Source organism: Streptomyces sp. NPDC022910, assembly GCF_055561075.1.
Map to the genome: position 1 here is coordinate 35145 of NZ_JBVHHL010000030.1, position 25655 is coordinate 60799.

Genomic DNA, 25655 nt, shown 5'->3' on the forward strand with positions numbered 1-25655 from the left:
GGTGACGACCATGGCCACCACCCTCGCCAAGGCCGCCGACCGCGCCGAGTCGGTGGAACACGCCGCCCGCATCGAGCACGTCTCGAAGTCCTTCGCCGGGCCAGCCGGGCAGCAGCTCGTCCTGGACGACATCACGCTGGATGTCGCGCCGGGCGAGTTCGTCACCCTCCTGGGGGCCTCGGGCTGCGGCAAGTCGACCCTGCTGAACCTGGTGGCGGGGCTCGACAAGCCCTCCGCCGGCAGCATCACGACTCATGGGCGTCCGGCCCTGATGTTCCAGGAGCACGCCCTCTTCCCGTGGCTGACCGCGGGCAAGAACATCGAACTCGCCCTCAAGCTCAGGGGGGTTGCGAAGAACGAGCGGCGCGGCAAGGCCGAGGAGCTGCTCGAACTCGTACGCCTCAAGGGCTCGTACGGAAAGCGGGTGCACGAGCTGTCCGGCGGTATGCGCCAGCGTGTCGCCCTGGCCCGCGCCCTGGCACAGGACAGCCAGCTTCTGCTGATGGACGAGCCGTTCGCGGCGCTCGACGCGATCACCCGGGACGTGCTGCACGACGAGCTGACCCGCATCTGGGCGGAGACGGGGCTGTCCGTGCTGTTCGTCACGCACAACGTGCGCGAGGCGGTGCGGCTGGCGCAGCGGGTCGTCCTGCTCTCCTCGCGTCCGGGCCGGGTCGCGCGCGAGTGGTGGGTGGACATACCGCAGCCGCGCCGGATCGAGGACGCCCCGGTGGCGGAGTTGTCCATCGAGATCACCGAAGTACTGCGTGGGGAGATCCGCCGTCATGGCCAGCACTGAGACCACCGACACGACGGCAGGCGCCCCCGTCAAGGACAGCGCCGGGCTGGGCGGCCTGGAGGCGGGCCTCGACGCACTGGAGTCCTCGGCCACGGGCCGTGCGCCCTTCCGGCAGACCTTCGTCAACAAGATCCTGCCGCCGCTCCTCGCTATCGCGGTCGTCCTGGTGATCTGGCAGGCGCTGATCTCCTTCAAGGTCGTCGACGACCCGACCAAGCTCCCCTCACCCTCCGACGTGTGGGGCGAGGTCGAGGACGCCTGGCTGCAGGGCAAACTGCTCGGTTACATCTGGACCAGCGTCTCGCGCGGTCTGCTGGGCTTCCTCTTCGCGCTGGCGATCGGTACTCCGCTGGGTCTGCTGGTGGCCCGCGTGAAGTTCGTGCGCGCGGCCATCGGTCCGATCCTGTCCGGGCTCCAGTCGCTCCCGTCGGTGGCGTGGGTACCGCCCGCCGTGATCTGGCTGGGCCTGAACAACTCGATGATGTACGCGGTGATCCTGCTGGGCGCCGTGCCCTCCATCGCCAACGGTCTGGTGTCCGGCATCGACCAGGTGCCGCCGCTGTTCCTGCGAGCGGGCCGCACGATGGGCGCGACGGGCCTCAAGGGCACCTGGCACATCGTCATGCCGGCCGCGCTACCGGGCTATCTGGCGGGCCTGAAGCAGGGCTGGGCGTTCTCCTGGCGCTCGCTGATGGCGGCGGAGATCATCGCCTCCTCGCCCGACCTCGGCATCGGCCTGGGCGCCTTGCTGGAGAACGGCCGCAACGCCAGCTCCATGTCGATGGTGTTCGAGGCCGTCATCCTGATCCTGTTCGTCGGCATCGCCATCGACCTGCTGATCTTCAGCCCGCTGGAGCGGCGGGTGCTGCGCAGCCGCGGTCTCCTCGTCAAGAGCTGATCTCCCATGTTCCACAGGCCGGTTCGCCCCGCTCTCGTAGTCGTCGCCCACGGCAGCCGCGACCCGCGGCACGCCGCAACCGTGCACGCCCTGGTCCGGCGGGTACGGTCGCTACGGCCCGGGCTGCACGTGGAGACCGGCTTCCTGGACTTCAACGTCCCGTCCGTGCACGGGGTGCTGGAGTCCCTGGCCGCGGAGGGAGTGCGCGATGTCGTGGCTCTGCCCCTCCTGCTGACCCGGGCGTTCCACGCGAAGGCAGACATTCCGGCGGTCCTGCGGGAAGCACCCCGGCAGCTGCGGATCAGGCAGGCGGACGTACTCGGCCCCTCGCCGCTGCTGCTGCACGCCCTGGAGCGGCGTCTGTACGAGGCGGGACTGACCCCCGCCGACAAGTCCTCGACCGGGGTCGTGCTGGCCTCGGCGGGGTCCACGGACCCGGAGGCGATCGCAGTGATCGCTGACATCGCGCGGGAGTGGCGGCACACCGGTTGGTGCGCCGTGCGGCCTGCGTTCGCCTCCGCTGCGTCTCCCGCGGGGTTCCCACGCACCGAGGACGCGGTGCGCGAACTGCGGGCGGCGGGCTGCGCACGCGTGGCCGTGGCACCGTACGTCCTGGCCCCCGGCTTCCTGCCGCACCGCATCGCCCGGGGCGCCGCCGAGGCGGACGTCCTGGCCGAGGTCCTGGGCCCCGCGCCGGAGGTGGCGCGGCTCGTGGTCGACCGCTACGACCAGGCCCGGCTGCCGAGGCCCGCGGCGCTCGGAGCCTGAGCAGCTCGGCGGTCGGCCCGAACCGGCAGCCGCACACGCAGCCCGAGGTCTCACACGAATGCGGGTCGTGGCCTGCCTGTCCCGTCGTCGACGAGAGGACGTCCGCGGGCGCCCACGCATGGTGGGCGCCCTTCGACAGTGTGTCAGCGGATGCTTGCGGAAGGGTGGTGAGTCGTCACGACGCGGTCGTCGCCGTCACCCTGGCCGCCGGACCCGTGCCCGCTGCCGTCACCGCGGCCACCGTGACCGTGTACGGGGTGCCCGGCTTCAGATCGCCGATCACGCGGAACATGCCCTTGCCGGTCGGCTGGGTGACCAGGACGTCCCGGCCCGTGACGTCGATCGGGTCACGGCCGTCGGAGACCGTCACCCGGTAGCCGATCACCTTCGCGTCGCCCGTCGCCGTCGGCGGGGTCCAGGCGACGGTGGCCGCCGTGGACCGGGTCCGCAGTTTCGGGCTCGTCGGGGCCGCGGGCAGCACGCTCGCGGCCGTGGGTGTCAGCGGGAGCGAGGACAGGGACGGGGCGCTGATGCCGTACGCATTGGACGCGGTGACCGTCACCGTGAACGGGTCGCCCGAGGACGGCAGCCCGCCGATGCGTACGAGCGCGGTGCGCAGTAGTCACATCGCTGACCGCACGGTGGTGGTCGTTCAGTCGAAGCGAAGCGCCCCGGTCCTGGTTCGCTTGAGCTCGAAGAAGTCGGGGTGCGCGGCCAGCACCCGGAAGCTGTCGAAGAGTTCGGCCGCCCGCGCGCCCCGTGGGACGGCCCGCAGGACCGGTCCGAACCACACCGTTCCCTCGACGTGCAGGGTGGGCGTCCCCACATAGCCGCCCGAGCCGGGCTCGGCACCCGCGTCATGGCTGCGGCGCACGGCCTCGTCGTGCGACGGATCGTGCGCGGCTGTCGCGAGGTCGGCCGGAAGCCCGAGTTCGGCGAGCGACTCGGCGACCACCGCGTCGAAGTCCTCGGCCTTGCGCTCGTGGATCCGGGTGCCGAAGGCGGTGTACAGCTCCCGCAGCACCTTCTCACCGTGCCGCTCGGCGGCCGCCACCGCGACGCGCACCGGTCCGATCGACTTGTCGACCAAGGCGCTGTACCACTGCGGCAGCTCGTTGCCGATGTTGTGCAGGTAGAGGCTCATGACATGGAAGCGGAGGTCGAGCGGACGCTCGCGCTCGACCTCCAGCAGCCAGCGGGACGTGATCCAGGCGAAGGGACAGGCGGGGTCGAAGTAGAAGTCGACACGGGTGGGCGAGTCGTTCGTCATGCGGTCGAGACTAGGCACCGATTGGCACAGGGGCTCGGCCCAATGTGGCGCTTTCTCAGTGGTCCACTTTGCCCACACCCCGCTGCCGCGGGTCCCGGCCGCTCGCCGCCAGCGCGCGCTCGAACACGGGTGAGTCGGCGGGGACGGCGACCGGATCGGCGAAGCCGTCGTACTGGCGGTAGATGTCGCCGTGGGTCTCGACGACGTCCAGGACGAGACGGGCGGCGCCCTCCGAGATCCGGTACCCCTGACCGGTGGCCGTCGCGACGTCCCAGCCGTGGACGGCCATCTCCTTGACGATCATCCCCGCCAGCTCGGCCGCGGGCATCTTCGCCATGCCCAGGTCGACCTCGCCCTCCCACACGGTGGGGTCGTCCCAGGCGGCGACCGCACGGTCGAGCCGGTCGGCGTACGCCTGCGCCCAGCTCGGTTCCGCGGTGAAGTCGCGTGCGGTCAGCTCCTCGGGGAGGGGGGTGCGCAGGGCGCGGTGCTCCAGGCCGTGCGAGGTGTAGAGGACCCAGTGGTTCACCAGGGCGCGGACGTCCCAGGCGGGGCAGTGCGTGGGCTCGGGCAGCTGCTCCGCCCTGACGCCACGGGCCACACGGGCGGCCTCGGCGGCGCATTCGACCATGTACGGGTGCACGTTCTTGTACGCATCGCTCATGCCTCCACGCTAGGGATGAGCGGCGTCCTCCTCTTGAACAAACGCGACAGTCCCGTCAGTGGCCGCCTCCGCGTCGTCCGCCAGGCGCACCAGCTCCGCCGACGGAAGCGATCCGGCCGCCCGCCGCTCGCGCGCAAAGGCGTTCGCGAGCCGTTGGAGCAGCTCGTTCAGCGGCGTCGGGACACCGTGCATCCGGCCCAGCAGGACGATCTCCCCGTTGAGATAGTCGGCCTCGATCGTGCCGGTGCCCCGGGTGAGCGACTGCCAGGAGGAGCCGCCGCCCCGCTCCGCCCCTTCGAGCGGTTCCAAGCGGACCTTGTCGCCGCGCACCTCCTTCTGCTCTGCCGTGCTCGCGTACGGAATCCCGGCTGCCAGGAGCACCGACTCGCCCTCGACGCGTATCCGTTCGTACAGCCGCTGCGCCTCCTCGCCGGCGATCGGTCCGCTCACCGCCTCGACGGCGTTGGCGAGATTGCCCAGCAGTTTGGCGTACTGCCAGCGCGCCACGTCCGCCACGACCGGTGCCTCGAACCGCGACTTCTCCAGGTCGGCGGCGATCCGGCGGACGGTCCCGTCGACGCCGTGCGGGTGGCGGCCGATGTGCAGAATGCCGGTGAGCGGGGCGCCGGCCGCAGAGACGACACCCGGTTCGACGAAGGTGCACGGCAGCCAGACGCAGACGCCGTACACCCGGCGGAAGCGGCGCAGGGCGAGCCGCTGGCTCTCAACCCCGTTCTGCGCGCAGACCACGGGCAGCCGTTCGGCGGCGGTACCGCCGCCCGCCACAGGTGCCGGGCCCCAGACGTCCAGCGCCGCCTCGCTGTCCTGTGTCTTGACGGCCAGCACGAGCACGTCGTCGGGGCGCAACTCACCCAGCGCCCGCGGTGCGTCGACGACCGGCAGCCGGTGGGTGTGCTCGCCGTCCGGGGCGTGGAAGCGCAGTCCGCCCTCGCGTAGGGCCGTGTACTGCGCGCCCCGCGCGACCAGGACCACCTCGTGTCCCGCCTCCGCGAGACGCGCGCCGATCGCTCCGCCGACCGCCCCTGCTCCGATGATGATGTAGCGCATGCCGAGGAGCCTCGCACAGCCGCCGACGAACCTTCTTGATCGGGGTCGGCTTCCCGACCGGTTGACCTTGCCCCCTGGGGGAAGGGAGAGGGTCCGGGACCCGCTGGACGTGCCGCGGGACCGGTTCGTGGTGGCGGGGCAGGCGTGGCGGACGTGCCGGGCCGGGGAGGCGGACCCCGAGACGTTCGGGGTCTGGGTCGTCCCCGGGCTGAGGGGCATGGGGCTCGTCCTCAACAGCGTCGTCCTGGACCTCGCGGCACTCAACGGCACGGAGCCGCTGCCCTGGGACGGCTGGGGACTGTCCGGCCTCCAGAGCTTCGACTCGCTCACGGAGGACGACCTCGCCCTCGTCGACGCCGTGGCCACGGCCCGCACCCCGGAGGAGCTCCACCGCCTCCACCAAGACCCGCGGCTCGCCGTGCCGGGCGAGATCCTGTCGCTCGCGCCCTTCCTCGGCCTGCGGAAGGTCACCCTCCCCCGGCGGTCAACTCGACGAGCTTGACGACGGTGTTCCAGTTCCGTGTGGTGGCGATCATGCCCTTGTTCAGCCGGGACTTGGACAGGTGCTCGGCGAGCTTGGAGCGGCCGAGACCGTCCGGCGCGTACAGGTACAGGGCCCGGTCGCCGAGTCGGAACTCCTCGGGGAGGTAAGCCGCCCGGTCGATCTCCGCGAAGCGCGCCGCATCGACGGGCACGGAGAAGTAGGTGACGTGCAGCTGCTTGGGCTCCAGCTCGGCGGCCGGGAACGGGCAGTCCTCGGTGACCGCCTTCAGATAGGCGTGGTCGCGCACGATCACGTCCACAGAGAAACCGAAGCGCTTCTCGACCGCCTCCGTGAGCTCCGCGGCGAGGGACTCCTCGTCGCCGTGGTCGCTGGCGAAGACGGCCTGACCGCTTTGGAGATAGGTGCGGACGCCGACGTAGCCGAGCTCCTCCATGAGGGTGCGCAGCTCGGCCATCGGAAGCTTCCTGTTGCCGCCCACGTTGATCCCGCGCAGCAGCGCCGCGTACGTCGTCGTCACCCGCACACCTTGACTCACTCACCGGGGGAGGCGCAATCAGGATCGGCTGCCGCATGACCGCCGCCCCTGATCCACAGCCCCGAGATCCCCGACCAGGTGTAAGGGGTCACCGTCCTCCCAGATGGTGAGGCCGTCCGGTCCCAAGGGAGGAGCCGTCCTCCAGGCGGTTCACCAGACAGCACGACGAGTCCCTCTTATCCGGCCCATACCTTCATGTCGAAGGGTGACGGCAGGGGGCTGTCACCGTAGTCGTAGGGGGCAGCCCGACATGGGGAACGGAGAAACAACGCGGGTCCGGGGCCTGGCAGCCCGGGCCGGTGGCTGGAGCGCCCGGCACCGCTGGGCGGCCGTCGGCATCTGGGTGCTGTTCGTCGTCCTGGCGATGGGCCTCGGCTCCGCGGCGGGACGGGTCGACGTCGACGAGAGCGACCAGCTCAAGGGCGAGACCCACACCGCCGCGCAGATCATCAAGAAGGCCGGGATCGAGGAGCCGGCCAGTGAGAGCGTCCTGATCCAGGCCAAGGACGCAGGCGTCAAGGCCACCGACCCGACGTTCCATGACGCGGTCGACGCGGTGATCAAGGCCGTTGACGCCACCGGTCGAGTGACCGCCGTGACCTCGCCGTACGACACGAGGACCATCTCGCAGGACGGACGCAGCGCGCTCGTCCAGTTCGACGTGCGTGGCGACTCCGACACGGCGGGCGAGCGGATCGAGCCGGTGCTGAAGGCCGTCCAGGGCGTCCAGAAGGACCACCCCGATCTTCGGGTGGAAGAGATCGGCGGCGCCAGCATGATGAAGACGTTCGACGACGCGTTCGGCGGCGACTTCAAGCAGGCCGAGTACTCGGCGGTGCCGGTGGCCCTCGGCATCCTGCTGATCGCCTTCGGCGCGCTGGTGGCGGCGCTGCTGCCGGTGGCGCTGGCGATCACGGCGATCATGGCGACGATGGGCCTGATGGGCATCGTCAGCCATCTGCAGCCGATGAGCGACACCGCGAACTCCGTGATGCTGCTGGTGGGGCTGGCCGTCGGTGTCGACTACTGCCTGTTCTATCTCCGACGCGAGCGTGAGGAGCGGGCGGCCGGCCGGGACTCCGACACCGCGCTGCGGATCGCGGCCGCGACCAGTGGCCGCGCGATCATCGTCTCGGGCATCACGGTGTGCGTGGCCATGGCGGGCATGCTGTTCACCGGACTCGCCACCTTCGAGAGCATGGGTCTGGCCTCGCTGATGGTGGTGGCGGTCGCCATGGTCGGTTCGGTGACCGTCCTGCCCGCGCTGTTGTCCCTGCTCGGCCGGCGGGTCGAGAAGGGACGCCTCCCCTTCCTGCACCCGGACAAGCGGCGCGGGACCGGCATCGGGCGCGGCGGCAACGGGGAGAGCCGGCTCTGGAGCGCCGTCCTGCGGGTCGTGCTCGCCCGACCCGCTGTCGCGGTGGTGGTCGCGGCAGGTGCCCTCCTCGCCATCGCTGCGCCCGCGGTCGGCATGAAGACCGAGAACCTCAGCCTCGACCAGGAGTTCGGCGACTCGCTGCCGATCGTGCAGACGTACAACCGGGTCAACGACGCGTTCCCCGGCGGCTCCGAACCTGCCGAGGTGGTCGTCAAGGCGAAGGACATCAACGCCCCCGACGTGAAGTCGGCGCTGGCCGACTTCCGGGAGCGGGCGGTCAGTTCGGGCGCCTCGCGCGGCCCGGTGGAGATCAAGGTGCACGACGCGCAGAACGTCGCCTTCGTCTACGTCCCGCTGGTCGGCGGCTCCGACCAGGACAAGGCGGGAGCGAGCCTGGACAGGCTGCGCGACGAGGTGCGGCCCGCGACACTCGGCAAGGTCGACGGCGTGCAGGCACCGATCACCGGGCAGGTCGCGGGCTCACATGACTTCAACGACCAGCTCGTCGGCTCGGTCGTCCCGGTCTTCGCCTTCGTCGTGGTCTTCGCCTTCCTGCTGATGCTCGTGTCGTTCCGCTCGCTGACGGTCGCGATCACCTCTATCGTGCTGAACCTGCTGTCGGTCGGCGCGGCCTACGGCATCCTGGTCGCCGTCTTCCAGCACGGCTGGGGTGCCTCGCTCGTGGGCGCCGAGGGCGTGGGGGCCATCATCACCTGGCTGCCGCTGTTCCTCTTCGTCATCCTTTTCGGGCTCTCGATGGACTACCACGTGTTCGTGGTCTCCCGAATCCGTGAGGCGCGTCTGCGGGGCCTCACGACGAGGGACGCGATCACCCACGGCGTGGTGACCACGGCCGGGGTCGTCACCAGCGCCGCGGTCATCATGGTCGCCGTCTTCGCGATCTTCGGCACGCTGTCCATGCAGTCCATGAAGCAGATGGGCGTGGGCCTGGCCGCCGCGGTGCTCATCGACGCGACGATCATCCGGGGCGTCCTGCTCCCGGCGGTGATGGCCCTGCTCGGCGAGCGCAACTGGTACCTGCCGAAGTGGCTGCACCGGCTCCCCGACCTCACACACGACGAGTCACCCGAGGCGGTGACGCCGGTGCCGCAGAGCGAGAGCGAGCCGCTGCGCGTCTGAACTCCTGCTGAACAAGGGCCCGTTGGTCACCGGGGGGCCAACGGGCCCTTGCCCTGTGCGGAAACCTCACGGCGCGAGGACCCGGTGCAGCGCCAGCCACCGCGCGGGCGGCACCTCGCCGACCAGGACACGCGGGTCGAGCCCTGCGGCGCGGAAGGCCGTGTCCACCCGGCGCCTCGCGTGGACCCGGCGCAACGAGGCGTGCAGACAGCCACCGACGCCCGAGAAGCCGAGCTCGACGAGGTGCTGCCACCCGTCGTACGCGGACGCATCGAGCAAGGGGGTGCGGCGGCGCTCGATGCGCACGATCCCGGCGTCGACGCGTGGCACGGGCCTGAACCGGCTCCGGTCGACCCGTCCGAGCAGCCGCCACGCGTACCGGGGCCAGCTGCGGACGGTCAGCAGCGTCCATCTGCCGTAGTCGCCGGTGCGTTTGCGGGCGTACTCGTACTGGGTGAGCAGCGTCGCGTCGGTGAGGGAGGGGGCGCGCAGACACCAGTCGACGATGGCCGCCGTGCGCGAGAAGGGGACGTTGCCGGCGACGGAGAAGGGGCTGCGCGGAGGGCGTACGCCGAGGAAGTCCCCGTTTTCGACGCTCACATGGGGCACGTCCACGAAGCGGGCGCGCAGCCCCGGCACCAGCCGGGGGTCGATCTCATAGGCGCGCAGCTCGCGGCAGCGGGGCGCCAGCGTCGCGGTCAGCGCGCCGTTGCCCGCACCGACTTCGAGCAGCAGGGGCACCTGCCGTTCGTGCGGGGCGGCCAGGCGGGCGAGGCGTTCGGCGGTGGCGCGGTCGGCGAGGAAGTTCTGCGAGAGAGCGCGGGAAATGTGGGTCGGACGGGCCATGGCCTGCGGTCCTTGTCTTCCGTGGAGGGTGGGAAGGGCAGCGAAGGGCCCTGACCGGAAGACAGGAAGGGAACGCGCTCACGGGGCGTGCACACGTCAGATGCGTGCACGCTTCACGGCGTACGGGATGAAGGGGGCGCCTCGAGCGGCGCGGCCGTCAGCCGGCGTGGTTCCCCGGGCCGGTCAGGGCTCCAGGGCCGCCACGCATCCGCTGGGAGTGCGTGCAGCCCCGGCCGTGACCGGAGATGGTGATCGCGTTGCAAGCTGCCACGAACGGCACGGTAGGCGCCCCCGGCGGGGGCGGCCAACCGGTTTTTCGCGAATGCGACACTGTCCGTCGGACGGCGGTGCGCCGTCCGCGCCAGGAAGTCGAGGGCACGGAGGCGGACGATGGACGAGGCAAGGGCGCGCGACGTACTGGCCGCGGCGGGGGTGCTGCCCGCTCCGGCACGGGACGCGCGGCTCCTCGCCCTGGGCGAGAACGCCGTGTTCGCCGCCGGTGACCTGGTCGTGAAGGTGGGGCGCGACGCCGAGCTGCTGGAGCGGGCGCGCCGGGAGCTGGACATCGCGGTGTGGCTGGCCGAGGCGGGTGTCTCGGCGGTGCGGGCCGCCGAGCCCGAGCCGCTGCTCGCCGAGGGGCATCCCGTGACCGTCTGGCACCGGCTGCCCCATCCCGTGCGTTCCGCCGAGCCGCAGGACCTGGCCGAACTGTTGCGGATCGTCCACGCGCTGCCCGCACCTCCCTTCGCGCTCCCGGCCCGGGAGCTGCTGGGCGGTGTGGAGCGCTGGCTGCGGCTGGCGGGCGATGCGATCGACCCGGCGGACGCGGCGTATCTGCGCGAGCGCCGTGACGGTTTCGCCGCCGCAGCGGCCGCTCTGACGCCGCATCTGCCGCCGGGGCCCATCCACGGCGACGCACTGCCCCGCAATGTGCACATCGGCCCCGACGGCCCCGTTCTCGTCGACCTGGAGACCTTCTCCGCCGACCTGCGCGAACACGACCTGGTGGTCATGGCCCTCTCCCGGGACCGCTACGGGCTCCCTGCCGAGGCGTACGACTCCTTCACGAAGACGTACGGCTGGGACGTGCGGGCGTGGGAGGGCTGCTCGGCGCTCCGCGGCGCACGCGAGACCGCCAGCTGCGCCTGGGTCGCCCAGCATGCGCCGAGCAACCCCAAGGCGCTGGCCGAGTTCGAGCGACGGGTGGCGTCCCTGCGGGACGGGGACGAGACGGTCCGCTGGTACCCCTTCTGAGTTTTGGGGGCCCTCTCAGACCTTCTGTCCCGCCGCCTCCCGCAGCGGCCATGTGCCGTCCACCACCGCCTCCGCATCGCCCTTGCGGCGCAGGAAGCTCTGGAAGTCCGCCGCCCAGTCCGCGTACCACTCGATCTGGCGGCGGTGCAGCTCCGCCGGGCCGAGTGCCGCGATCTTCGCATGGCGGTCCGCTATCGCGCCGGCGAGCCGGGCGGCGGCCAGGGCGTCCGCCCCGGCGTTGTGCGCGGCGTCCAGTGCGACGCCGTACTCCGCGCAGACCGCTTCGAGGTTGCGCTTGCCGCGGCGGTAGCGGTCGGCCCACCGGTCGATGGTGTACGGATCGATGACCGGGGCGGGTTCCGCGCCGCCCAGACGGTCACGCAGGGACGGCAGCCCGTGCCGCCGCAACTCGGCGGAGAGCAGGGTCAGATCGAAGGCCGCGTTGTAGGCGACGACCGGGACGCCTGTCTTCCAGTACGTCACCAGGACGTCCGCGATGGCGTCCGCGACCTGGTCCGCCGGTCTGCCCTCGGCTGTCGCCCGCTCGTTGCTGATCCCGTGCACCGCGACCGCGTCCGCCGGAATCTCCACGCCCGGGTCCGCCAGCCACTCCCGGCGCCCCAGCGGCTGACCGTCCCGGACCTCGATCACCGCACCCGTGACGATGCGCGCTTCATACGGGTCGGTCCCGGTCGTCTCCAGGTCGAAGCCGATCAGCAGCTCTCGGTGCCAGGCCATGGCGGCCCCCCTTCTCAGTGGTGCTCTCCCCCAGTGGTCTCCACCCTCCCATGCGCCACTGACAATCCGAGGACCGCCTTCCGCTTATGACACGGGACAGTTCAGGACACCGGCCGCGAATCCGCCCAGGCCAGCTCGAACTCCTCGCGGTAGGTCGGGAACAGCCCGCTCTCGTCGACGTGGTCCGACGTGAGGACCCGGTCGCCGTTGCGCAGCACCAGCACCGGCGCCTCCATGCCGCGGGTGCGCCGCAGATACGACTGCACCACCGCGATGCCGTCGGAGCCGTCCCCGTCCACCAGGTACGCGGTGAAGCGGGGCGTCTCGTCGAAGACCTGGATCTCGAAGGCGCCCGGGTCGCGCAGCTTCGAGCGCACCCGGCGCATGTGCAGAATGTTCATCTCGACGGCACGGCTCAGCTCGCCCTTCTTGATGCCCAGCTCCCGCTCGCGCCGCTTGACCGCGCTGGAGGCGGGGTTGAGGAACAGCAGGCGCACCCGGCAGCCCGACTCGGCCAGCCGTACCAGCCGGCGCCCCGAGAAGTTCTGCACGAGCAGATTGAGGCCGATGCCGATGGCGTCGAGACGGCGGGCGCCGCCGAAGATGTCCTCGGCGGGGAACTGCCGCAGCAGCCGTACCCGGTCCGGATGGACGGCGACCACGTCCGCGTACCGGTCGCCCACCAGGTCCTCGACCGCGTCGACGGGCAGCCGCCGCGCGGACGGCACGTCACCGCCCGCGCCGAGGATCTCCAGGAGCCTGGCCGAGGCCCGCTCGGCCTGGGCGAGGACGGCCTCCGACAGGGCCCGGTTGCGCGAGACGACGTTCCGGGTCACTTCCAGCTCGTCCAGGGCGAGTTCCACGTCGCGGCGCTCGTCGACGTACGGCTCGAAGCACGGCCAGTGCTGCACCATCAGCTCGCGCAGCTGCGGCAGCGTCAGAAAGCTCAGCACGTTGTCGTCGGCCGGGTCGAGCAAGTACCCCTTACGGCGGCTGACTTCGCGTACCGCGACCGCGCGCTGCACCCACTCCTGGCCGGCCGGTCCGGCCGCCGCGACCACCCAGTCGTCCCCGTGGACGGGTTCGTAGATGGGACGGAGAACCGCGGCCACGACCGCGCGCAGCCGCTGTTCGACCAGGTTCAGCCAGATGTAGGCCCGCCCCGCCCTCTGCGCGCGCGTACGCACCTCACGCCATGCGTCGGCGTTCCAGTCCAGTTCCGGTCCAATGGATCCCATTTCCATCGGCCGTGCCAGGGATACCGCCCCGGGCGGGACATCCGCGGAGCCCCCCTCGTGACCTTCGTCACCAGGGGGAAGCTCCAGCCCTCCCGAGCCCACCCGCGCACCGCCTTCCGCTCCCCCGAGCCTCCCCAGGGGCCAGGCCCCAGCCAACGATCAAGGAAGAGTACTCCGGGAGCGTGGCGCGATGCAGCCGGATGCACAGGGTCGTTTCTCAACTACCGCTTTACACATGCTGGTTATGATCGGCAAGGGCGGGTGGAGTGAGCCGATTCATAGCCGTGACGTCGCACGGAGCGAGGGAGAAGCCCCGCCGGGGAACCGCGTGGGCTGCCGGTCCTCGTTTCGCGCGCGACGGGGTGAAAACCTTCGTTGACCCGCACCACAGGGTGAGTGGACGTCTTGCCCGTTGACCCACGGGCGGCACCGGGACCACGGCCGTCAGGGCGGCCTCCGTCACCGCAATGGCCGCACCTGCCACCACCCTGCCCCGACGGCGGCGCACCGCCGCGCGCACACATGCGCGGGGGCCGCGGATACCGGGTATGCACTGGTCGGCCGCCGAGAGGGAGGTAAGTCATAGGAGGTTCCCTCACTTTCGGGGAGACTCGGCGACAAGGCGCCCCCCGGGGGCCAGGACAACTGGGAGAGTCGTATCCATGCAGGTCTGGCCTGGAGAGGCGTATCCGCTCGGCGCCACCTACGACGGCGCCGGGACCAATTTCGCGGTCTTTTCGGAGGCCGCCGACCGGATCGAGCTGTGTCTGCTGCACGACGACGGCTCGGAGACGGCGGTGGAGCTGCGGGAGACCGACGCGTTCGTACGTCACGCGTATCTTCCGGGGGTGATGCCGGGGCAGCGGTACGGGTTCAGGGTCCACGGCCCGTACGCCCCCGACCGCGGGCAGCGCTGCAACTCGGCGAAGCTGCTGCTCGACCCCTACGCGCGCGCCGTCAGCGGCACGGTGAAGTGGGGCGAGGAGGTGTACGGCTACCCCTTCGGGGCCCCCGACAAGCGCAACGACCTGGACTCGGCGCCGCACACCATGACCTCCGTGGTGATCAACCCCTACTTCGACTGGGGCGACGACCGCCGGCCGCGTACCGAGTACCACCGCACGGTGATCTACGAGGCCCACGTCAAGGGCCTGACGATGCGCCACCCTGCGCTCCCCGACGAACTGCGCGGCACCTACGCGGCACTCGCCCACCCGGCCATCATCGAACACCTGACCGAGCTAGGTGTCACCGCGCTGGAGCTCATGCCCGTACACCAGTTCGTCAACGACCACCGTCTGGTGGACATGGGCCTGAGCAACTACTGGGGTTACAACACGATCGGCTTCTTCGCCCCGCACAACGCGTACGCCTCCTGGGGCGACCGCGGCCAGCAGGTCCTGGAGTTCAAGTCGGCCGTCCGTGCGCTGCACGAGGCAGGCATCGAGGTCATCCTGGACGTCGTCTACAACCACACCGCCGAGGGCAACCACCTGGGCCCGACGCTCTCCTTCAGGGGTCTGGACAACCCCTCGTACTACCGGCTGACGGACGACCCGCGGTACTACATGGACACCACGGGGACCGGCAACTCCCTGCTGATGCGCTCCCCGCACGTGCTGCAGCTGATCATGGACTCGCTGCGCTACTGGGTCACCGACATGCACGTGGACGGCTTCCGCTTCGATCTGGCGGCGACGCTGGCGCGGCAGTTCCACGAGGTGGACCGGCTGTCGTCGTTCTTCGACCTGGTCCAGCAGGACCCGGTGGTCTCCCAGGTGAAACTGATCGCCGAGCCGTGGGACGTGGGTGAGGGCGGCTATCAGGTGGGCAACTTCCCGCCGCTGTGGACCGAGTGGAACGGCAAGTACCGCGACACCGTCCGGGACCTGTGGCGCGGCGAGCCGCGCACGCTCGCCGAGTTCGCCTCCCGGCTGACCGGTTCCTCGGACCTCTACCAGGACGACGGCCGCCGACCGCTCGCCTCCATCAACTTCGTGACCTGCCACGACGGCTTCACGCTGCACGACCTCGTCTCGTACAACGAGAAGCACAACGAGGACAACGGCGAGGACAACCGGGACGGCGAGAGCTACAACCGGTCCTGGAACTGCGGGGCCGAGGGCGAGAGTGACGACCCGGCGGTGCTGGAACTGCGGGCGCGGCAGATGCGGAACTTCATCGCCACGCTGATGCTCTCCCAGGGCGTGCCGATGCTCAGCCACGGAGACGAGTTCGCACGTACCCAGAAGGGCAACAACAACGCGTACTGCCAGGACAACGAGCTGTCCTGGGTGGAGTGGCCCGAGGACGACGTCAGCGATCTGCTGGAGTTCACACGCGCGATGGTGTGGCTGCGCCGCGATCACCCGGTCTTCCGCCGGCGCCGCTTCTTCCACGGCCGTCCGGTGCAGGGCACGTACGACGAGCTGTCCGACATCGCGTGGTTCACCCCCCAGGGTGAGGAGATGACCCAGCGGGACTGGACGTCGGCGCAGGCGGGCGCGCTGACCGTGTTCCTCAACGGCAACGCGATCTCCGAGCCCGGCCCGCGCGGGGAGCGGATCGGCGACGACTCCTTCCTGCTGATGTTCAACGCCTCGCCGGGGCCCCTGGAGTTCGTGGTGCCGGTCGACCACGGACGCCAGTGGCAGGTGATCGTCGACACGGCCGTCCCCGAGGGGGTGACGCCGGGCACCGGTACGAAGATCGAGGCGGGAGGACGGCTGACGCTGGTGGACCGGAGCCTGACCGTGCTGCAGCGGCCTGCCTAGGCGTGGCCTGCCGGCGCGCGACGGCGCGTCCGTGTCACGAAAGGCGGCGGGGCGGGTACGTAGGTTCCCATGACACCTGAGCCTCCCGCCCCGGCGGTGCCCACGGCCACGTACCGGCTCCAACTGCAGCCCGAGTTCACGTTCGCCGCGGCAGAGGCGGCCGTGCCGTATCTGGCCGCCCTCGGCGTCTCGCATCTGCATCTGTCACCCGTCCTGGAGGCCGTCCCCCAATCGACGCACGGCTACGACGTCGTCGACCACGCGCGCGTGCGGGACGAACTGGGTGGCGAGGCGGGACTGCGGTCCCTGGCGCGCACGGCGCGGGAGCACGGGCTCGGCCTGGTCGTGGACATCGTGCCCAACCACATGGCCGCCTCCCCGCGCCACAACCGCGCCCTGTGGCAGGTGCTGCGCGAGGGCCCCGCGTCGCCGTACGCGCGCTGGTTCGACCTCGACTGGGACGCGCAGGACGGGCAGCTGCTGCTGCCGGTGCTGGGTGGCCGGCTCGGCGAGGAGCTCGGGCATCTGAAGGTCGACGGGGACGTCCTGCGCTATCACGACCATGTCTTCCCGCTGCGCGCGGGCACCGAGTCGCTGCCGCTGCCGGAGCTGCTCGACGCCCAGTGGTATCGGCCGGTGTGGTGGCGGCTGGCCCGCACGGAGCTGAACTACCGGCGGTTCTTCAGCATTTCCGAGCTCATCGGGGTGCGCGTGGAGGACCCGGAGGTCTTCACGGCGACGCACGGCACGCTTCTGCGGCTGCTCGGCGAGGGCGTGATCGACGGCCTGCGGGTGGACCACCCGGACGGTCTGGCCGACCCGGACGCCTATCTGCGCCGCCTGCACGAGGCCACCGGCGGCCGCTGGACGGTCGTCGAGAAGATCCTCGCGGCCGGCGAGCACCTGCCCGCCGCCTGGCCGGTCGCGGGCACCACGGGGTACGACGCGCTGCGGCAGGTGGACGGGCTCTTCACGGATCCGGCGGGCGCCGCCGAGCTGCTCGGCCACTACCGGCGGTTCGCGGCCCCGCCTCAGGACCGCGGCGGCCTCTGGGGCCCGACCGTGCGACGCGCCGCGTACGAGGTGGTCACGCACGAGCTGGCCACCGAGGTGGACCGCCTCACGCGCGTGGCGAGCAGCCTGTGCGCCACCTCCCCGGACCCGGCCCTGCGCGACCACGCGCCCTGGGCGCTGCGCACCGCGCTTCGCGAGCTCCTGGTCCGCCTGGAGGTGTACCGGCCGTACACCTCCACGGAGGCCGCCGCGGTCGTCACCGAGGAGGCCGCCGCCGGGGCCCGTGCCGCGTTCTCGGTGCCGGAGGAAGCGCATGCGGTGGACGTGGTACGGGATCTGGTGCTGGGACGGGCCGGTGACGGGCCCGGGCACACCGAGTTCCGTACCAGGTTCGCGCAGACGGCTTCGGCGCTGCGGGCCAAGTCCGTGGAGGACACGGCGTTCTACCGGTATGTGCCGCTGCTGTCGGCGAACGAGGTGGGCGGCGAACCCGGTGCCCCGGCCGTCCTGCCGGAGGACTTCCACGCGTACTGCGCGCGCGTGCAGCGCGACTGGCCCGGCACCGGCACCGTGCTGTCGACGCACGACACGAAGCGCAGCGCCGATGTGCGGGCGGCGGTCTCGGTGCTTGCACAGTGCCCCGGGCGCTGGGCCGATGTGCTGGCCGAGGTGACCGGCGCGAGCGGCGGCGCGCCCGACCCGCACCTGGTCTGGGCGGCCTGGCAGACGTACTTCGGGCTGGGCCGGGCGGCCGAGGAGCGCCTCCAAGGAGCGCTCCTCAAGCACGTCCGGGAGGCAGGGCTGCACACCACGTGGACCGAGCAGGACCCCGCCTACGAGGAGGCGGTGGCGGCGTTCGTCGCGGGCGGGCCGTGCGGCGCCCCGGGCCGGCTCGTGTCGCACTTCCGCGACGCATTGGCGCCGCACATCCACGCGAACGTCCTGGGGGCCGCTCTGGTCCATCTGACGATGCCGGGTGTGCCGGACGCCTACCAGGGCACGGAGGGCGAGTACCGGGCGCTGGTCGACCCCGACAACCGCCGGCCGTTCGCAGCGCAGGAGGCGGCCTCCGACAAGGCGGACCTCACCGGGGCCGCGCTGCGCCTGCGCCGACGGCGCCCGGAGGTCTTCGGCGCCTCGGGGACATACGCGCCGCTCACGGCCGAGGGCCCGGGCGCCGCGCACTGTGTGGCCTTCGTGCGCTCCGGGGAGGTCCTCACGGCGGTCACCCGGCTGTCCCTGCGGCTGGCCGAGGCGGGCGGCTGGCGCGACACGTCGCTCGCGCTGCCACCGGGCCGGTGGGCCGATGTGCTCGCTCCGGACCGGGAGCTCGAGGGCCACACGCGCGTGGAGGACCTCTTCGCCCGGCTGCCGGTGGCGTTGCTGGAGCGGGTCGGCGGGGAGTGAGCGGGGCCCCGGCCGACGTCCGGGCATCCCCCACTCGCCGGAAGTGGACCGCACCGGCCCCGAGCGCGTTCGCCGTTGTCGGCACCCGCGCGCGGGGAGCGGATCAGTGGGGCAGGCCCGGCACCGCGCTGTCCTGCTCCTGGTCCGACAGGGCGAAGACCGCCCCCGTGCTCGCCTCCAGGTCGCACGCGTTCGCAAAGGTGTGGCTGTAGTCGATCTGACGGCCGTTCCACTCGCCGCGCGCGGACACGGTCACGGGGGCGTAGATCATGGGGCAGTACACGTTCTCGGGCGGGATGCGGCGGATGTCCCCCTGGGCGGCGGCGAGTTCCGCGCACGCACGGGCGGCTCGTGCGTGCCCCTGGGGCGGGTTGCACATCAGGAGGGTGCCGCGGATGTCCCTGGAGCGGGTGTCGCCCTTGGTGACGGTCAGATAGAGCCAGTTCCCGGTGCCGGCCGGCCGGGGCATGGCCGAGGCCGGCGCCGCGATGAGCAGGGCGGCCGCGGCGAGCAGGGTGCCGCGCACGGCCAGGGTCGTCTTGGTCATTCCGTATGCATCGGCACCGCGGCTCCCTGACCCCAGCCGGACTCACCCGAATGGGAGCGCACGGGCGCGAACCGCCCGGCGAGTTCGAACGCGGCGAGCACCACGCGCGCCTGGTACTCGGCCTGCCGTGCGACCGGGATCCAGCGCGCCCCGTAGCCGTCGCGGTAGTCGGCGCACCACTCGTCGATGAACCCGTCGAGTTCCGGCAGCACGTCGGCCGCCTCGCGTCCCGCGGCCCGGGCGAGTTGGTGCAGCAGTCCGGCGGTGCGCAGCGCGACCCGGCGGCCGGAGATGCCGAGGGCGGTCAGCCGGGCGGAGTCGAGCGGCGGCAGCGGCCGCTCCCCGGTGCCGTACGTGTCGGGATCCCAGGAGTCGGCGAGGCCGGGACCGACCAGTAAATAGTCGTCGACCGGGGCGAGCAGCCGGGCGGCGTCCGGGACGCCCCCCAGGTGGGGGCGGATGCGGGCCAGGAAGCCCTCCAGAAGGCCCGTGTCCCTCCGCAGCGTCCGGCTGACGGTCCGCAGCACCGCCTCGGCGTCGGGGGGCGGCGAGCCGTCCTCCACGGCCGCCACACCCCACATGGGTGCCTCGACGACCGCCGTGACGGTGCCGTAGCGGTGCGGATGGAACCAGGTCGACTCGACCGCGGCCTCCGTGATCGCCGCGGCGAGGTCGCCGCGGCGGGGCGGCGGGATGCGGTAGACGGCGGGCCCCAGGGTCGGCCAGTACAGGGTGTCGTACGGGCCGAGTTCGCGCGGGATGCCGAGCCGGGCCGCGGTCTGGGCGAGCCGCTGGGCCATGCCCGGCAGATCGCGGGTCAGCTCGACGAAGCCGCCGCCGACGTCGACGCCGTGCAGGGAGCACTGGAAAAAGGGCCGCAGCTCGTCCTGGAGGTCGAGCAGGGCGCGGGTCTCGGGCAGGGCGGCGCGGTCCGCGCCGTCGGGCAGCCATTCGGGCTGCTCGAGGAAGCCGGGGCGGAAGAAGTGCCGGAAGTACCGGCCGAGGGTGTACGGGCCCGACAGCCAGCCCTCGTTGCGCCGTGCGCCGTCGGGGTCGAGGCACAGCAGCAGGTTCCAGGTGGTGTCGGCTCCCGCGCCGAGCCGGGGATCGGCCAGCGCCCGTTCGGCCAGGCGCAGCGCCGTAGCGCCGCCGACGGGTTCGTTGGCGTGCGGTCCGGCGACGACGAGGGCGTGGCGGCTCCCGTGGCCGACGGAGAGCAGCCACAGGGGGGTACCGCCCCGGGACGTGCCCGCACGGCGCAGTCGGGCGTCGCGCGGACGGCGGGCGACGAGCGCGGCGGCACGGGCACCGAGTTCGTCCACGGTCGGGTAGCGGAGGAGTGGCGGCAGGGCACACCTCCACTATGTGGTGCCGTCGGTTCACCAGATGTACATGGTGTACGCACAGTCAGTCACGGCTCGGAGGGTACGTCAACACCGCGGACGCGTGGCGAGTTCGGCCGGGGGCGGGACGGAGTTCCGGCGGCGGGCCGCGCTCCGGCGCGACAGACCGAGGTGTGGCCGGTTACTCAGCCGCCAGCCGGAACATCATCGTTCCGAAGCTGACCAGATCGCCGTCACGGACGATCGCCGCACCGATCACACGACGGCCGTTGACGGTCGTGCCGTTGGTCGAGCCGAGGTCGCGCAGCACCCACAGACCGCCCTGGCGCCGCAGTTCGGCATGCACCCGGGAAACCGTCTCGTGACTGAGCCTGAGACCGCTCGCGGGATCGCGGCCGATCCGCAGCGGATAGGGGCTGCCCGGGTTGGGCAGCAGCAGTTTGGGCAGCCGCTCGGCCTGCCAGGCGCGACGCAGCCGCACGGTGAACCCGGAGACCGCCTCGACGGTCCCGAACACGATCCGCGCCCAGCGCTTCTCGGTGGGCAGGTCGGCGGTGAGCGCGGCCAGCTCGTGCGGCTGCCGGGCGACCAGCGCCAGCTCCATGCGCCGCAGGAACGTGTCGTGCGACAGACGCCCCAGCGCGACGCCGTCGCGGAGCACCTTCAGCGCCCTGTCGCGTTCGGCGTCCGAGAGCCGCGCGGGGTACGTGTGGAACTCGAAGGACGACGTCACGCACGTGATTGTCGGTCAGCCGGGCCGGAGTGTCCAGAAAACGCAAAGACGGCCACGGCCGCCGTCGGAGCGGTTCCGTGTGTCAAAAGGGTGGATTCGACGGCGAATTGATCTCGTTTGACGCACCATGGACGCGCTACATCACGATGAGCAGACGAGGGGGAACCGTCCGTGCAGTTCGAGGTGTGGGCACCACAGGCCGCCCGGGTGACGCTCCACTGCGGCGGCGCCGCGCACGCGTTGGCGCGCGATCCGGAGCGTGCGGGGTGGTGGACCGGCGACGCCGAGGCCTACGACGGCACACAGTACGGATTCGCCGTGGACGACGGTCCCGTACTGCCCGATCCGCGCTCACGCCGGCAGCCGGACGGTCCCGACGGGCTGAGCGCGGTGGTGGACCAGGGGCGGTACGCCTGGCGCGCCGAGTGGGCGGGACGCGGTCTGCCGGGCGCGGTGCTGTACGAGCTGCACGTGGGGACGTACACCCGCGAGGGCACCCTGGACGCGGCGGCCGAGCGGCTTGGACATCTCGCCGAACTGGGCGTCACGCACGTCGAATTGATGCCGCTGTGTCCGTTCCCGGGGCGGCACGGCTGGGGATACGAGGGCGTCAGTCTGTGGGCGGTGCACGAGCCCTACGGCGGGCCCGACGCGCTGAAACGGTTCGTCGACCGGGCGCACGAACTCGGCCTCGGGGTCGTGCTGGACGTGGTCCACAACCACCTGGGCCCCTCCGGCAACCACCTCCCCGCGTTCGGCCCGTACTTCACCGAGACGCATCACACGCCCTGGGGCGCGGCCGTGAACCTCGACGCGCCGGGCTCGGACGAGGTACGTGCGTATCTGATCGGCAGCGCGCTGGCCTGGCTGCGCGACTACCGGCTCGACGGGTTGCGCCTGGACGCGGTGCACGCACTGCGCGACACCCGCGCGATCAACTTCCTGGAGGACCTGTCGTCGGCGGTGGACACGCTGGCCGCCGAGGTGGGCAGGCCGCTGTTCCTGATCGCCGAGTCGGACCTGGGCGACCCGCGCGTCATCACCCCGCGCGGAGACAACGGCCTCGGAGTGCACGCCCAGTGGAACGACGACTTCCACCACGCGCTGCACACCGCCCTGACGGGTGAATCGCAGGGCTACTACGAGGACTTCGCGCGCGCTCCCTTCGCGGCCCTCGCCAAGACCCTGACGGCCGGGTTCTTCCACGACGGCACGTACTCGACGTTCCGGGGCCGACGGCACGGCCGCCCGCTGGACCGCACCCGAGTCTCCGCGCACCGCCTGCTCGGCTACGCCCAGACGCATGACCAGGTCGGCAACCGCGCCCAGGGGGACCGGCTGTCGGCGTCCCTCTCCCCCGGGCTTCTGGCATGTGCGGCGACCCTGGTGCTCACCGCCCCGTTCACACCGATGCTGTTCATGGGCGAGGAGTGGGCCGCGGGCACACCCTGGCAGTTCTTCACCGACCACACCGATCCCGAACTCGCCGAAGCCGTACGGCGGGGCAGGCGCCGGGAGTTCGCCGCGCACGGCTGGGCGGAGGAGGACGTGCCCGATCCCCAGGACCCGGCGACCCGCGAACGCTCCTGCCTCGACTGGTCCGAGCCGGAACACGACCTCCACGCGCGCGTACTGGCCTGGTACCGGGAGCTGATCGCCCTGCGCCGTGCCCAGCCCGACCTCTCGGACCCCGACCTCGAGGACGTGAAGGTCGCCCACGACGAGGACGCCCGCTGGCTCGCGTTCCGCCGCGGGGACGTCCGGGTCGCGGTGAACCTCGCCAAGGAGCCGGCCCGGATCCCCCTCGGCATCCGCCACGCGCGCGTACTGGCCGCGTGGGAGCCGGTGCAGCCACCGGACGAGGAGGGCGTGCTGAGCCTGCCGGCCGAGTCGTGCGTGGTGCTGACGCAGCAGTGACCGGCGCCGGTGGCACGGCTCGGCGGCTCTGGGGCGCTCACACGCTTGCGCACACGCGAGCGTGTGCGCGTGGGCCCACGGGGCCGCCGCCCCTACGGCGTCTCCTCATCCGGCAGTTCCGTGACCCGCTCCAGCAGGATCGGCTCCCAGGCGCGCCGCACCCGGGCGCGCAGGACCGGCGGCGGCATGCCGTCACGGCCCTCGAGCCCGTCGGCGAGGCGGACGAGCGTGTCGCAGCGGGCGAGCCACAGGCCACGCAGACAGGGGCGGGCGCCGTAGCCCGCGAGGGTGGCGGCGCGCACCGCGGCCGGGGCACCCACGGCGACGGCGAGTGCGGCGATGTCCTCGGCCGGGTCACCGATGATCGCGTCGGTCCAGCCGAGCACGCCGCGCACCCGTCCGTCGTCGCTGACCACGAGGTGTTCGCCCCTGAGGTTGTGGTGCACCAGGAAGGCGGCGCCGGGCTGGACGGCCAGTTGGCGGGCGGCGGGCGCGGTGAGCTGGGCGACCCGGGCGGGGTCGAACTCGTCGTCCTCGTCCTTGGCCAGGCGCCCGGCGGCGCTCGCTGCGGCCGTCCGCAGCGACTCCAGGGAGCGCGGCGGAACGTGTGGGACGCCGAGCGCCTCGGCCTGGCGCACGGGCACCTCACGCAGCCCCGTGAGCAGCGCCGCGAGGTCCGCCTCGCCGACCGCCGAGATGGCCGGTTCCTCACCGGTGGCGCCGGGCAGCCGGGTGTCGAGGGTGTAGGCGAGGCCGGCGGCCCACTCTCCGTGCGCCACGCTCGTCGGCACCGCGATCCCCACGTGCGGTCGCACCAGGACGCGCAGCCGCAGTTCGCGGCGCTGACGCGCGGAGGCGTCCCGGTCGGTGGCCAGCCGCAGAACATGGCGTGCCCCGACCCACCAGGTGGCGTGCGCGCCGCCCTCGGCCACGGGCGTCACCATCGGTCCGTCGCCGTCGGGGAGCAGGGAACGGACCAGTCGGCGTACGGTCTCCGCCGTCGGTGTCGGTGCCTGGGTCATGATCGCGCCGTTGTCGTCTCGGGTGCGTGCTGGGGCTCCTGGTGCCGGGTCGGCCGACCGTCGCCGCCTCGCGGTCGTGGCCCGGTCGGCCGCTGCCCTCTCAGTCGACCACCGCCATCTCACGTGACGTGTTGTTGAGACGGCGCCCGCCGTCCTCGGTCACCGTCACGATGTCCTCGATGCGGACCCCGAAGCGGCCGGGCAGATAGATGCCGGGCTCCACGGAGAAGCACATGCCGGGGACGAGGGGCTGTTCCTCGCCCTCGATCATGTACGGCGGCTCGTGGGTGGTGACGCCGATACCGTGCCCGGTGCGGTGGACGAAGCGGTCGCCGTACCCGGCGTCGGCGATGACCGCGCGGGCCGCCCGGTCCACATCCTGGCAGGCGGCGCCCGGCCTGACCGCCCGGAAGCCCGCCTCCTGGGCCTCACGCACCAGGTCGTGCACCCTGCGCTCCTCGTCGGTCGGTTCACCGACATGGACGGTGCGGGAGGTGTCGGAACCGTAGCCGTGCTTGAGGCCCCCGAAGTCGAGGACGACCATGTCGCCGCGCTCGATGACACGCTCACCCGCCTCGTGGTGCGGGTTGGCGCCGTTGGGACCCGAGGCGACGATGGTGAAGTCGACCTGCGCGTGCCCGAACCGGCGCAGCAGATCGGCGAGATCCGCGGCGACCTCGCACTCCCGGCGTCCGGCGAAGGGAACCTTCCGGATCTCCTCGTACGTCGCGTCCGCTGCCGCGCCGGCGGCCGCCAACCGGTCCAGTTCCGCCGCGTCCTTGACGGCCCGCAGCATCGGCAGGGCGCGCGTGAGCGCGACGTTGCCGACGTCCGGGAGCCGTTCGCGCAGGCCGAGCAGGTGCAGGGCCCAGGCGTTGTCACTGATGCCGTAGCGGCCGCGGGCCCCGAGCAGGGAAGCGGCCGCCTCGTAGGGGTCCTTGCCGTCGGTCCAGTCGCGCAGCGTCAGTGCGGGCCCGCCGGCCGCCTCCGCCGCGTCGGGCGCCTCCAGGGTGGGCACGACGAGGACGGGGTCGTGTCCGGCCCGCAGGACCAGCAGGGTGAGGCGTTCGGTCTCCACCGGCCGGTAGCCCGTGAGCCACACCAGGTCGGGACCGGGCGCGATCAGAAGCCCGGCGAGCCCGGCCGCGTCGGCGGCTTCCGCGGCGCGCCGCATGCGGGCCGCGTAGTCCTCGGCGGTGAAGGGCGCGGGACCGCGCGGGTCGGGGGGCGCGGGCGTGCCGGTCATCCATACCTCCGCGGGTCCGGATTCTCCCTGGGTCTATGGGCAGCATCCTGCCCTTCCGCAGGGACCGATGCGAGCCGATTACGGTGGCCCCGATGCCCGCCCGGCGCGGGTGACAGGGGGCGGTACGGCTCGGGTGACGGTGCCGGGGCGCCGTCAGGTGCCGGGGCGCCGTCAGGTGCCGGGGCGCCGTCAGGTGCCGGGGCGCCGTCAGGTGCCGGGGCGCCGTCAGGTGCCGGGGCGCCGTCAGGTGACGGGGCGCCGTCAGGTGACGGCGGACGCCGTTCGCATGGGGCACGGCGGGGGTGACGGCGGCGACCGCCTTCGCGCGGTCGGCGGCCAGGCCCGGGTGCGTTCCGTCGAGGGCCCGGCCGGAAGCATCGACCACCGTGACACCGACCGCCGACCGCCCGGGACCGTCGTGGGCTCGAACCGCAGCCGGTGGGATTCCTGGCGGTGGCGGTCGAGGGGCGGCGCGAGCCCGAGGCCGAGAGCGCGGCCGGAGGCCGAGCTCCACTCTGCGCGCCTGTGCACCACGATCCCCGAACGAGTCA

At 72.1% G+C, this 25655-nt stretch carries 22 protein-coding genes; 9 read left to right on the plus strand and 13 right to left on the minus strand.

Annotated features, from left to right (window positions below; all coding sequences use genetic code 11):
• Positions 1–10 precede the first annotated feature (10 nt).
• The 3 genes from ACZ3TS_RS26040 to ACZ3TS_RS26050 are packed head-to-tail and all read left to right on the plus strand — an operon-like array spanning position 11 to position 2465.
• Complete coding sequence (locus ACZ3TS_RS26040; protein WP_467622252.1) at positions 11–799, plus strand: ABC transporter ATP-binding protein; 789 nt, start codon at positions 11–13, stop codon at positions 797–799.
• A complete protein-coding gene (locus tag ACZ3TS_RS26045; RefSeq protein WP_467622255.1) occupies positions 786–1697 on the plus strand; it encodes an ABC transporter permease in 912 nt (303 codons plus the stop codon). Before ACZ3TS_RS26040 ends, ACZ3TS_RS26045 begins: the two co-directional genes overlap by 14 nt.
• A gap of 6 nt (positions 1698–1703) precedes the next feature.
• Positions 1704–2465, plus strand: a complete 762-nt coding sequence (locus tag ACZ3TS_RS26050; protein WP_467622258.1) for a sirohydrochlorin chelatase — start codon at positions 1704–1706, stop codon at positions 2463–2465.
• 175 nt (positions 2466–2640) lie between these two features.
• Here the strand turns inward: ACZ3TS_RS26050 and ACZ3TS_RS26055 are convergent, their stop codons facing one another.
• The 4 genes from ACZ3TS_RS26055 to ACZ3TS_RS26070 all read right to left on the minus strand — a co-directional run bounded on the left by ACZ3TS_RS26055 (position 2641) and on the right by ACZ3TS_RS26070 (position 5467).
• The gene (locus ACZ3TS_RS26055) at positions 2641–3027 is read right to left on the minus strand and encodes a fibronectin type III domain-containing protein (protein WP_467622261.1); all 387 of its coding nucleotides are present in this window, start codon (positions 3025–3027) and stop codon (positions 2641–2643) included.
• 90 nt (positions 3028–3117) lie between these two features.
• Positions 3118–3735 carry a mycothiol-dependent nitroreductase Rv2466c family protein gene (locus ACZ3TS_RS26060; protein ID WP_467622264.1) on the minus strand — a complete coding sequence of 206 codons (618 nt, stop codon included), beginning with the start codon at positions 3733–3735 and terminating at the stop codon, positions 3118–3120.
• 55 nt (positions 3736–3790) lie between these two features.
• On the minus strand, positions 3791–4399 hold the full coding sequence (locus tag ACZ3TS_RS26065; RefSeq protein ID WP_467622267.1) for a TIGR03086 family metal-binding protein: 609 nt from the start codon (positions 4397–4399) through the stop codon (positions 3791–3793).
• 9 nt (positions 4400–4408) lie between these two features.
• A complete protein-coding gene (locus tag ACZ3TS_RS26070) occupies positions 4409–5467 on the minus strand; it encodes a ketopantoate reductase family protein (RefSeq protein ID WP_467622270.1) in 1059 nt (352 codons plus the stop codon).
• 109 nt (positions 5468–5576) lie between these two features.
• On the opposite strand from ACZ3TS_RS26070, the gene ACZ3TS_RS26075 reads away from it, so the two are divergent.
• Positions 5577–5969, plus strand: a complete 393-nt coding sequence (locus ACZ3TS_RS26075; RefSeq protein WP_467622273.1) for a hypothetical protein — start codon at positions 5577–5579, stop codon at positions 5967–5969.
• Here the strand turns inward: ACZ3TS_RS26075 and ACZ3TS_RS26080 are convergent.
• Positions 5935–6489 (minus strand): DUF1697 domain-containing protein, encoded by a 555-nt coding sequence (locus ACZ3TS_RS26080; protein ID WP_467622276.1) that lies wholly within the window; start codon positions 6487–6489, stop codon positions 5935–5937. The genes ACZ3TS_RS26075 and ACZ3TS_RS26080 overlap by 35 nt on opposite strands.
• 268 nt (positions 6490–6757) lie before the next feature.
• Between ACZ3TS_RS26080 and ACZ3TS_RS26085 the strand changes: the two genes are divergently transcribed.
• Positions 6758–9025: an MMPL family transporter gene (locus ACZ3TS_RS26085; RefSeq protein WP_467622279.1), complete on the plus strand. Its 2268-nt coding sequence runs from the start codon at positions 6758–6760 to the stop codon at positions 9023–9025.
• Positions 9026–9091: 66 nt separating this feature from the next.
• Here ACZ3TS_RS26085 and erm read toward each other — a convergent pair whose 3' ends face one another.
• Positions 9092–9871 carry an ErmE/ErmH/ErmO/ErmR family 23S rRNA (adenine(2058)-N(6))-methyltransferase gene (erm, locus tag ACZ3TS_RS26090; RefSeq protein ID WP_467622282.1) on the minus strand — a complete coding sequence of 260 codons (780 nt, stop codon included), beginning with the start codon at positions 9869–9871 and terminating at the stop codon, positions 9092–9094.
• Between the two features lie 390 nt (positions 9872–10261).
• On the opposite strand from erm, the gene ACZ3TS_RS26095 reads away from it, so the two are divergent.
• Entirely contained in the window at positions 10262–11125 is an 864-nt protein-coding gene (locus ACZ3TS_RS26095) for a phosphotransferase enzyme family protein (protein ID WP_467622284.1), read from the plus strand.
• 15 nt (positions 11126–11140) lie between these two features.
• Here the strand turns inward: ACZ3TS_RS26095 and ACZ3TS_RS26100 are convergent, their stop codons facing one another.
• Together ACZ3TS_RS26100 and ACZ3TS_RS26105 are read right to left on the minus strand one after the other, a co-directional pair.
• A complete protein-coding gene (locus tag ACZ3TS_RS26100) occupies positions 11141–11863 on the minus strand; it encodes an exonuclease domain-containing protein (RefSeq protein WP_467622287.1) in 723 nt (240 codons plus the stop codon).
• Positions 11864–11964: 101 nt separating this feature from the next.
• Positions 11965–13203, minus strand: a complete 1239-nt coding sequence (locus tag ACZ3TS_RS26105; RefSeq protein WP_467622290.1) for an SAV2148 family HEPN domain-containing protein — start codon at positions 13201–13203, stop codon at positions 11965–11967.
• A gap of 560 nt (positions 13204–13763) precedes the next feature.
• Here ACZ3TS_RS26105 and glgX point away from each other — a divergent pair.
• A complete protein-coding gene (glgX, locus tag ACZ3TS_RS26110) occupies positions 13764–15875 on the plus strand; it encodes a glycogen debranching protein GlgX (protein WP_467622293.1) in 2112 nt (703 codons plus the stop codon).
• A 69-nt stretch (positions 15876–15944) separates the two neighbouring features.
• Positions 15945–18296, plus strand: a complete 2352-nt coding sequence (gene treY, locus ACZ3TS_RS26115) for a malto-oligosyltrehalose synthase (protein ID WP_467622296.1) — start codon at positions 15945–15947, stop codon at positions 18294–18296.
• Positions 18297–18399: 103 nt separating this feature from the next.
• Here treY and ACZ3TS_RS26120 read toward each other — a convergent pair whose 3' ends face one another.
• The 3 genes from ACZ3TS_RS26120 to ACZ3TS_RS26130 form a co-directional block, all read right to left on the minus strand.
• Complete coding sequence (locus ACZ3TS_RS26120) at positions 18400–18843, minus strand: SSI family serine proteinase inhibitor (RefSeq protein WP_467622299.1); 444 nt, start codon at positions 18841–18843, stop codon at positions 18400–18402.
• Positions 18840–20165, minus strand: coding sequence for a M14 family zinc carboxypeptidase (locus ACZ3TS_RS26125; protein WP_467622302.1), 1326 nt, complete (start codon positions 20163–20165; stop codon positions 18840–18842). The genes ACZ3TS_RS26120 and ACZ3TS_RS26125 overlap by 4 nt, the downstream gene beginning before the upstream one ends.
• A 202-nt stretch (positions 20166–20367) precedes the next feature.
• A complete protein-coding gene (locus tag ACZ3TS_RS26130; protein ID WP_467622305.1) occupies positions 20368–20919 on the minus strand; it encodes an FHA domain-containing protein in 552 nt (183 codons plus the stop codon).
• A 171-nt stretch (positions 20920–21090) separates the two neighbouring features.
• Between ACZ3TS_RS26130 and treZ the strand changes: the two genes are divergently transcribed.
• Positions 21091–22836, plus strand: coding sequence for a malto-oligosyltrehalose trehalohydrolase (treZ, locus tag ACZ3TS_RS26135; RefSeq protein WP_467622308.1), 1746 nt, complete (start codon positions 21091–21093; stop codon positions 22834–22836).
• A gap of 92 nt (positions 22837–22928) precedes the next feature.
• On the opposite strand, the gene ACZ3TS_RS26140 is transcribed toward treZ, so the two are convergent.
• Entirely contained in the window at positions 22929–23858 is a 930-nt protein-coding gene (locus ACZ3TS_RS26140) for a phosphotransferase family protein (RefSeq protein WP_467622311.1), read from the minus strand.
• A gap of 100 nt (positions 23859–23958) precedes the next feature.
• Positions 23959–25104, minus strand: a complete 1146-nt coding sequence (locus ACZ3TS_RS26145) for a M24 family metallopeptidase (protein ID WP_467622314.1) — start codon at positions 25102–25104, stop codon at positions 23959–23961.
• Positions 25105–25655: the final 551 nt, after the last annotated feature.